The sequence below is a fragment of the Thalassospira sp. UBA4513 genome (genome assembly GCF_002388495.1).
In the GTDB taxonomy this organism is placed as follows: domain Bacteria; phylum Pseudomonadota; class Alphaproteobacteria; order Rhodospirillales; family Thalassospiraceae; genus Thalassospira; species Thalassospira tepidiphila.
On the sequence record NZ_DGMR01000009.1, the window covers coordinates 137,462 to 143,836 of the forward strand.

6 protein-coding genes are annotated in these 6,375 nt (G+C 54.2%); 2 read left to right on the forward strand and 4 right to left on the reverse strand.

The window, feature by feature from the left end; all coding sequences use genetic code 11:
* Nucleotides 1–23: 23 nt before the first annotated feature.
* The 4 genes from B2T33_RS03885 to B2T33_RS03900 form a co-directional block, all read right to left on the reverse strand.
* Nucleotides 24–1,136 (reverse strand): ABC transporter ATP-binding protein, encoded by a 1,113-nt coding sequence (locus tag B2T33_RS03885; RefSeq protein WP_064782009.1) that lies wholly within the window; start codon nucleotides 1,134–1,136, stop codon nucleotides 24–26.
* Between the two features lie 4 nt (nucleotides 1,137–1,140).
* A complete protein-coding gene (locus B2T33_RS03890) occupies nucleotides 1,141–2,028 on the reverse strand; it encodes a carbohydrate ABC transporter permease (RefSeq protein WP_197147379.1) in 888 nt (295 codons plus the stop codon).
* Nucleotides 2,021–2,929 (reverse strand): carbohydrate ABC transporter permease, encoded by a 909-nt coding sequence (locus B2T33_RS03895; protein ID WP_286791202.1) that lies wholly within the window; start codon nucleotides 2,927–2,929, stop codon nucleotides 2,021–2,023. Before B2T33_RS03895 ends, B2T33_RS03890 begins: the two co-directional genes overlap by 8 nt.
* 97 nt (nucleotides 2,930–3,026) lie before the next feature.
* Complete coding sequence (locus B2T33_RS03900; protein ID WP_063086948.1) at nucleotides 3,027–4,289, reverse strand: ABC transporter substrate-binding protein; 1,263 nt, start codon at nucleotides 4,287–4,289, stop codon at nucleotides 3,027–3,029.
* A 266-nt stretch (nucleotides 4,290–4,555) separates the two neighbouring features.
* On the opposite strand from B2T33_RS03900, the gene B2T33_RS03905 reads away from it, so the two are divergent.
* Together B2T33_RS03905 and B2T33_RS03910 are read left to right on the forward strand one after the other, a co-directional pair.
* Entirely contained in the window at nucleotides 4,556–5,758 is a 1,203-nt protein-coding gene (locus B2T33_RS03905) for an adenylate/guanylate cyclase domain-containing protein (RefSeq protein WP_286791203.1), read from the forward strand.
* A 298-nt stretch (nucleotides 5,759–6,056) separates the two neighbouring features.
* Nucleotides 6,057–6,221, forward strand: a complete 165-nt coding sequence (locus B2T33_RS03910; RefSeq protein WP_008891829.1) for a DUF1127 domain-containing protein — start codon at nucleotides 6,057–6,059, stop codon at nucleotides 6,219–6,221.
* Nucleotides 6,222–6,375: the final 154 nt, after the last annotated feature.

Sequence of the window (6,375 nt, forward strand, 5' to 3'; positions counted from 1 at the left end):
CCCAGAACCACCCGCCAATCAGATCAGATCCGCAACTCGGTATCCGGGTCAAACAGACTGATCTGAGACATGTCGGCCGAGAACGTCATGCTCTCGCCCGGTTTCGGTTGACGGTCCGGACGGACGCGCGCAACGATTTCCTTACCGGCGATTTCGATCACGGTCATCGTGTCGGCACCGGTCGGTTCAATCACTTCGACCTTGCTGTCGAAATTGACATACTGGCTGCCCGGTTCGTCCGACCCGGTACGTTTGTGGGTCAGGGCTTCGGGGCGAATGCCGAACACAACATCCTTGCCGATATAACCACGATAGCTTTCCGGTGCCTCAAACAGCGGCAGGACAATCGGGTTGCCATCGCGCGGGATGGTCAGGGCCAGCTTGCCGTTGTCCTCGGTCAGGGTCGCATCAATGAAGTTCATCGACGGCGATCCGATGAAGCCGGCAACAAACATGTTGTTGGGGCGTTCATAGATGTTCTGCGGCGTATCGAACTGCTGCAGGATACCGTCCTTCATCACCGCGATGCGCGAGGCCAGGGTCATGGCTTCGATCTGATCGTGGGTGACATAAACGATGGTCGAGCCAAGACGCTGATGCAGCTTCTTGATCTCGGTCCGCATGTCGACACGCAGTTTCGCATCAAGGTTGGAAAGCGGTTCGTCAAACAGGAAGATATCCGGATCACGGACAAGCGCGCGGCCCATGGCCACACGCTGACGCTGACCACCCGAAAGCTGGGACGGTTTGCGATCCAGAAGTGCTTCGATCTGAAGCAGTTTGGCAACATCGGCAACGGCCTTGTCACGTTCCTGATTTGAAACGCCACGGATTTCGAGGCCAAAGGTGATGTTCTTGCGCACAGTCATGTTCGGGTAAAGCGCATAGGACTGGAACACCATGGCGATGTTACGGTCTTTGGGATGCACGTCGTTGATAACGCGATCCCCGATGCGGATTTCCCCGTCGGTGGCTGTTTCCAGACCTGCAATCAGGTTCAGAAGGGTCGATTTGCCGCAACCGGACGGACCGACAAGGACGAGAAACTCGCCATCGTCAATCGCCAGATTGATTTCCTTGAGAACTTCGACAGGGCCAAAAGCCTTGCGAACTTTATCGAGGGTGAGTGATGCCATTTGCTTATCCCTTCACCGAGCCGGCGGTCAGGCCGCGGACGAAGTATTTGCCAGCGAGAACATAAACCAGCAACGTCGGAAGGCCGGTCAGCAGGGCTGCTGCCATATCAACGTTATACTGTTTCACGCCGGTCGTGGTGTTGACGATATTGTTGAGTGCGACGGTCATCGGTGCGTTTGCGCCAGAGGCGAACGAAGCACCGAACAGGAAGTCGTTCCAGATCTGGGTGAACTGCCAGATGACCGAAACCACGATGATCGGGGTCGAGATCGGCAGAATAATGCGCCAGAAAATGGTGAAGAACCCGGCACCGTCAATGGTGGCGGCCTTGACCAGCTCGTCCGGGATCGAAACGTAGTAGTTCCGGAAGAACAGAGTGGTAAAGCACAGGCCGTAAACCACGTGGACCAGAACAAGGCCCGGAGTGGAGCTGGCAAGACCAAGTTTGCCAAGAACCTGTGACATCGGCAGCAGAACGACCTGGAACGGAATGAAGCAACCAAACAGCAGCAGGGCAAATACGATGTTTGCACCCTTGAACCGCCACTTGGTCAGCGCATAACCGTTGATCGCACCAAGGAAGGTCGAAATCAGAACGGCGGGGATCGCCATTTTGACCGAGTTCCAGAAATAGATTTTGATCCCGGTGCATTCGACACCAACGCAGGCTTCGTTCCACGCATAGTTCCATGCATCAAACGTCACCACGCGCGGCAGTGAAATCAGCGACCCTTCACGAATTTCGTCAAGCGATTTCAACGAGGTCGAAATCATGACGATCAGCGGGAAAAGGTAATAGGCCGCAAACAGGATCAGAATAAGATACAGCAACCCGCGCAGAAGGGTGTGTTTCCAGCCTGCATCGTGGCTATAGGTCTGAATATCAGCCATTTTTCTTGCCTCCGCGCAGTTCGGAATACAGATACGGCACAATGATCGCCATAACGGTTGCCAGCATCATCATGGCACTGGCGGCACCAACACCAAGCTGGTTACGCTGGAAGGCCATCGTGTACATGAAGGTTGCCGGAAGGTCGGATGAATAGCCCGGGCCGCCACCGGTAAGCGCGATGACAAGGTCAAAGCTTTTAACAGCAAGGTGGGCCAGAACGACGATCGCACTCAGGAAAACCGGGCGGATCGACGGAATGATGATACCGAAATAGATCCGGGGCAGGCTGGCACCGTCCATATAGGCTGCGCGAATGATGTCCTGATCGACGCCGCGCAATGCCGCAAGGAACATTGCCATGACAAAGCCCGATGCCTGCCAGACTGCTGCGATCACAACCGTGTAGATCGCCATGTCCGAATTGACCAGCCAGTCGAACTTGAAGCTCGTCCAGCCGAGGTCATGCATCATGCTTTCAAGGCCAAGGCCCGGATTAAGAAGCCATTTCCAGACAGTACCCGTCACGATGAAGGACAGGGCCATCGGATAAAGGAAGATCGTACGAAGCGCACCTTCGGCGCGAATACGCTGATCAAGAAGAACTGCCAGAAGGCACCCGATGATCAGGCAGGTCGCGATAAACAGACCGCCAAAGATCAGCAGGTTTTCAATGGCAACATGCCAGCGTTCCATCTGCCACAGACGTTCATATTGCCGAAGCCCTGCCCAATCCCAGACGGGAAGCATGCGTGACTTGGAAAACGCCATATAGCCGGTCCACAGGATGAACCCGTAGACAAAAAACAGGGACGCAGCAAAGGACGGTGCAACAACGATCTTGGACAGATGACGCTGGATGCTGGCCGTCAGGTTGCTTTCGGTGCTTTGAGAAGCCCCCATAACCTTTGCCTCAAAAGTTAAATGAGTGGGAAACAGGCCCCGGAAATTCCGGGGCCTGCAAATTGCTCATATCTCAGATTGTACTGATCAGATGAGATTAGTCTTTGGCCAGTTCAACAGCTTCGACCAGACGCGAGACGGCTTCGTCAGACGACATGTCGGAGTTGAAATGTGCGGTCACGACGTCAACGATCGCACCTGCAAGGTGGCCACGAAGCGCCATGCCATGTGCCATGGACGGAAGGAAACCACCGGCTTCCTGTGCGGCCTGAAGGTCAGCTTCGGACTTCTTGGCGCAATCGTCGAACTTATCAAGCGAAACGCCTGAACGTGCCGGGATCGAACCTTTGAGAAGGTTGAAGGTTTCCTGGAACTTCTCGCCAACAATCAGTTCGGCAAGCAGTTTCTGGCCAGCGACCTTGTCGTCGCCCGAAACGTTGAACATGGCAAAGCTGTCAACGTTGAACAGGTAGCCGTTTTCAGACGGGGTTGCTGCACAGATGAAGTCTTTGCCCGGTACTTTGCCAGCAGCAAGGAATTCGCCTTTTGCCCAGTCACCCATGATCTGCATGGCGGCTTCGCCATTCATGACCATTGCAGTTGCAAGGTTCCAGTCACGACCCGGGAAGTCGGCATCGACATAACCGCGGATTTTGCGCATCTGGTCAAACACCGCTTTCATGGTGTCGGAGTTCAGTGCGTCTTCGTCGAGATCAACCAGAGCACTCTGGAAGAATTCCGGGCCGCCAAGGCCAAGAACGACGGTTTCAAAGACGGTTGCGTCCTGCCACGGCTGACCACCATGGGCAACCGGCGTGATGCCAGCAGCCTGAAGTTTGTCAGCAAGGGCGTTGAACTCGTCCCAGGTGGTCGGTGCGGAATCGGCACCAACTTTTGCCAGAAGGGTCGGGTTTGCCCAGATCCAGTCAACGCGGTGTACGTTTACCGGAACAGCAACATAGTCGCCTTCGTATTTCATAACGTCCTGGATCGCAGCCGGGATAACGTCATCCCAACCTTCAGCAGCGGCAACGTCATTGAGATCAGCAAGGGCACCCTGTTCGGCCCATTCCTGAATTGCCGGACCTTTAAGCTGAACAGCAGCCGGTGCATCACCCGACAGAACGCGCGAACGCAGAACGGTCATGGCTGCATCGCCAGCACCACCAGCGACCGGGCTATCAACCCAGGTGCCGCCATTGGCTTCGAAATCTTCTTTAAGGGATGCGACAGCTTTTGCTTCGCCGCCCGAAGTCCACCAGTGCAGAACTTCAGCGGTCGGCTCGGCATGAGCAAAGTTAGCAGTCGCGAGTGCAGAAAACGCCACACCAGTGGCGAGGATGGTTTTGCGCAGATACATCTAGGTTTCCTCCCTGGCTTTTAACCATTTGCAGCGACAACATGCTGCGAGAAGGGGCACAATGCATCCACAAAACTGTAACAGGGCGTTTCCAGATTGCGAACTGAAACACTTTGTTACAAAATTGGCAATATACATCGGTAATATATTGCAGAGCAGCAAAAACAATTAGGGCGTTTGTCGGCATTAAAGCTGTGACGCATCGGAATAAGTGCATTGAATTTGGTCGCGATTATCATGTGATAGCAGGGAAATAGAGGACGACCATGTGGAATAGCGCACCTGTTATCGACTGGATTGCCCAAGAAGGTCGCCTGATCGAGGATGCAAATGCCTTCCTTGACCAACTGATGACGCGGATCAACGCCCAAGGATTTCATATTGCGCGCATGCGCTGCTCGATGGAGGCGCTCCATCCGCAAGTTGCCGTCTGGTCGTTTCTTTGGGATCGCGAACACGGGGCCCGTCTGTGGGAAGCCACCCACGGCATTCATGAAAGCGGTTCTTACATCGGAAGTCCGGTCGAAGACGTTAACCTGCATGGTGGCCCAGTGCGCATTCACCTTGCCAGGGTCAATCCGGCCGATCATCACCCGCTTGTCGGCGAACTGATCGGCATGGGGTTGACCGACTATTATTGTACCCGCATTCGGTTCAGTGGTGGACGCTGGTGCGTGATGACCATCGCGACAGATCAGCCCAATGGTTTCGATGACACTGAACTCGCCTGTTTCGAAGGATTGCTGGATCACGTTGGCGGGGTGCTTGAACTGCATGTGACCAAACGGATCGAACATTCGTTGCTTGATACCTATCTAGGCGAACGCACCGGCGCGCGGGTCATGCATGGTCATATTCGTCGCGGCGACGGTGAAACCATTCGTGCAGCCCTTTGGTTCAGTGACGTGCGCGATTTCACGGTGATGACCGAAACGCTGTCGGTCGAGCAGCTGCTTGACAGTCTTAATGTCTATTTTGAAACGGTTGAACGTGCGGTGCGCGCCCATGGGGGCGAGATTTTGCGTTTTGTCGGCGATGCCATGCTGATTGTCTTTGCCCAGGAAAACAATCAATCCGCCGAAACTGTCTGTGAAAACGCGGTGCGTGCGGCCGAGGCCGCCTTGGCCGATCTGGAAAATGTGAACCGGAAACGTTTGAAAGAAGGGTTGCCAATCCTTCGCTTTGGCGTCGGGCTTCATTACGGCGAAGTGGTCTATGGCAACGTTGGTGGTACCCACCGACTGGATTTCACCGTGATGGGGGTGGCGGTAAACCGGACGGCCCGTTTGGAAAGCCTGACCAAACAGATCGGCACACCCTTGTTGATGTCAGATGTTCTGGCAAGCCACATCACCGAGCCGACGGTTTGCTGTGGTGACTTCGCGGTCAAAGGCGTTGCCGCGCCGCTTACCGTCCATGCCCTTCAATCATCTTTGCCGTTTGCCAAGGTCGCAGAGGGCAACCCCTAGGACAGGGCGTTTTGACCTGAGAAGTCAGCGAAAATGCTGCGATGCACTAAGCGCGTTCAGGTGTAATTCAACTCAAAACATCATACTTAATGCCCTTATCAGCCACGAATTGTCGGGTATGATTTGTTCATGTGTGTTTATCTGTGAATGAATGGCACAGATGATATGCATTTTTTGGTGGTTGAGGATCAAGTGGAATTTCGACATATTGCAACGCGAAGCAAGCTGATGAATGCGCCAGACAGTTGGAGGTTACCTCCAAGGCAGCATTCAAAATTGTAACCCAAGGAGGTTCAACATGTTCCTGTCCAGTATTCTTGTTGCTGTTCGCCGTTGGGCCTATGCACGCTCGGTCGCGAATGAACTTTACGGCCTTGATAAGCGCGATCTTGATGATGTCGGGATTTCCCAGTGGCAGATCAAAGACGTTGCTCGTAAAGCAGCACGTGACGCGATTGCATAACGCTCGCACCATATAGGCACCCGTCAATCGGGATTGCCAATGCGGAAGCCGGACACAAGTCCGGCTTTTTGTGTTTCTGGGCTAAACCAATCCGGACAAAGTCACGCAGCGTATGGAAGCAATGTTCTTGTGATTGCGAGTTCCGTTTGCATGC